Source organism: Rhodovulum steppense, from assembly GCF_004339675.1.
GTDB classification, from domain to species: Bacteria; Pseudomonadota; Alphaproteobacteria; order Rhodobacterales; family Rhodobacteraceae; genus Rhodovulum; species Rhodovulum steppense.
Genome location: NZ_SLVM01000054.1, coordinates 1 through 2,950, shown reverse-complemented (window position 1 = coordinate 2,950; position 2,950 = coordinate 1). Strand labels below are relative to the sequence as shown.

Annotated in this window: 1 protein-coding gene; it reads right to left on the bottom strand. The window is 61.9% G+C overall.

Translation table 11 applies throughout. The features are described from left to right. Positions 1–81 precede the first annotated feature (81 nt). Positions 82–2,950, bottom strand: a 2,869-nt coding sequence (locus tag EV216_RS18425) for a right-handed parallel beta-helix repeat-containing protein (protein WP_165899329.1), incomplete at its 5' end; no start/stop codon positions are given.

The following is a 2,950-nucleotide window of genomic DNA, read 5'->3' as shown; positions in this document are numbered from 1 at the left end:
TTGGCTGGGGACGCGCGCCTGAGCGGCGCGCGTCGTTTTCATGGGCCGGACGGGTGTCCGGTTTCGCATGCGAAACCCGCGTCAGGCTGCGCTCAGCAGGTCGGGCAGGTCGTCTTGGTCGTCGAGGATCCAGGGCATCGTCTGGTCATGGACACCCTGGTTCGCGGTCAGTTCTTCCCAGAGCTCGGCATCCTCGTCCGATCCGTCCCAGGCATCCCCGAGCATCCTGATATCGACCTGGCCCGAGCCATTGCCCAGGTCCAGCCGCAACTCGTCACGTTCGTAATCCACATAGACCGTGGCATCGAAACGTCCGTCGAGCCCGTGGATGTTGATGCCTTCGAACGCCCCGGCAATCGCGTCGACCGCGATCAGGGTGTGTGTGCCGATCCCGCCTGCGTAGCTCGAAAGGTCGATCTGCAGCAGTCCGTCCAGCAGCACCCCGGATTTTACCGGCGATCCGCTCTGGTCCCAATGGCCCGAGCGGAACTCGGTCAGCGTCGAGAAGCCCTTGGCATCGCCCTCGAAGGTCAGGATTGCGCCCTCGGACATGCGCAGCACCGCGGTGCTGTCCTCGGCCCCGTCGAAGCCGACTTTGGCCTTGGACCCTTCGATCCGCAATTCGCTGCTGCCGCCCAGATCGAAGGCGGCGCCATCGGTTGCCAGGATCGTCTGCCCGCCCGAGGCCGAGACCGAGATGGTGCCGCTGACATGACCGATATTGGCGAAACGGCCGCCATCGATATCGATGGTCAGTCGACTGGTCCCGGCATAGCCGTCGGTCCAGAACTGGCCCGCGCCCTCGACCGTGATCAGCCCGCCGCGCGCGCCGGTCTCGAGCGTGCCCTCGACTGTCAGCTTGCCGCTGGTGACATGCAGCCGTCCGCCCGAACCCAGGTCGAGATCCTCGATCCGCGTCGTGCGGGCGCCGTAGTAGACCCAGTTGCCGCCCAGATCGACAGTGTCGCCATCGTCGGGCACCTCATTGGTTGTCCAATTGATGCGGTTGTCCCAGCGGATCCCGTCGGCAAGAGCATTGGGAATGAAGCGGTGGTCTACCGCGCTGCCGTCGGTCTGGGGGCTCAGGCCGAATCCGGTCTGGAACCACGCGATAATCTGGTCAGCGGTGAAGGTGTCGTCGAGTTCGGTGTCGGCCAGAGAACCGATGTACTCCATCAGATCCTTGATGGTGGCGCTGTCCTTGTCCAACAGTTCGGCTGCGAAGTTCTGTATCGTGACCTGGTTCAGGGTTGCAGAATCCAGCCCATTCGCTCCGTCATTTTCCCAGAGGGTGGAGTAGTCCATGTAGCGCGAACCGATCCAGTTATAGATGATGGTATTGTCATAGAACGGATCGTGGTCATTGGTCAGGGGAGAGTGAGCCCACCTCTTTGCCTCGAACTCTTCGGGGTTGTTGGGGTCTGCCAGGTGGGCGACGATGTTGTCCAGAAGGGTCGTATCGTAGGCGCCGTTCAGCACCCCCATTGTCAGGCCGCCGATCTGTGATGCCATCTTGTGGGCACCCGAGGTGACGAGATTGTTGGTGAAGAAGGAAAAGTTGCCGATCGGACCATCAGTCTGGTAGATGCCACCCATCATCGAAACCGCGGCATTGTTGTCGATGAAGGCATTGTCCTCGATATAGCCTCCACCACGCATCTGGGCTCCGTACGAAGACCCCATCGCCGAGATGTTGTCTCGGAACGTCACGTCTGTGGTTGTGTTCTGCAGGTATATGTTGTGGCTGTACATACTCGGCGGCATCCCGGCATCGGCCGTGCCGTCATATCCCTCGCTCCAGCCATTGTGATAGACGAAGTTGTTCTCGAACAGGAGGCCCTCGACCGCTCCGGCAAAGAAGCCCCCGCTGCGATCCACATGGGGATGCCAATTGTCACCGGTGGGTGCGTCCTTGGCGACATGCTGGATTTCGGAATTGCGGAATGTGATGTGCTTTGTCTTGTCCATGCCGAACATGGACCCTGTGATCAGCACGTCATCGAAGAGGAAATTCTCTACGATTCCATTCTGTCCGAGTAGTGAGACGCTGTTGGTGAAGGTAACGTCGGTAACAACGACATTCTTGCTCGGCTCCTGATACACCCGAAGCTGCGAGTTCAGGACCGGCCGTTCGCCCTCCCCCCAGGACGTCACATGGATCGGGTGCAGTTCACTCTCGCCTTCTGAACCACGGGCAATGATCCGGCCGAGATCCTCGTAGGTATGGCCCCTCTCGAACAGCAGCCAGTGCGAGGTCGCCTCCCGCGGCCAGGCGCCGGTGAGGCCGTACCAGAGCTCCATCCCGACATCGGATGCGAGCGCCATTTCCTCGGAGCCGCCGTATTCGGGGTGGGTGATCAGCCATTTGGCGGTGATGGCGCTTTCCTTGAGACCCTCGAGGGCGGCAATATCGGCCTTGCTCAGTGCATTCTCACTGCCCGAGATATAGACCTTGCGGTGATTGTCGCCGGTCTCGACGATGACGTCGCCGTTCGCGTCGGTTTCCAGCATGTAGTGGGTGCCCGTGCCCCAGCCGGCCTGCTGGGCGGGGGGTGCGACGTTGAACGAGGCGGTGGCGCTTTCGGTCGTGCCGTCGGCATGGGTGATCTTGTAGCCCAGCGACAGCGGACCGCTGTAATCGCTGCCCGAAAGCACCAGGGCGATGCTGTTGTCGAGGTTGACGGTGGCGTTGCCATGCGCAGGCAGGTCGGTGATCTCAACCTTCACAACAGCGCCGGTGGCGGCCACCTCAAGAGTGGTGACGCGCCCGCCAGCGATCTCGAGCACGGAGACACCGTCATGCTCTGTGACAGGACCCTGTTGTGGCGGCCTGGTTGTGTACTCGCCGCCGTTGTCAGGCTGGGTTTCGGGGCTGGTGTCCGGGGGGCTGTCGGGGGTTTCGGCTTCGCCGGTGTCGTCCGGGGCGGGCAGCACGGGGTCGGGTGTCGTG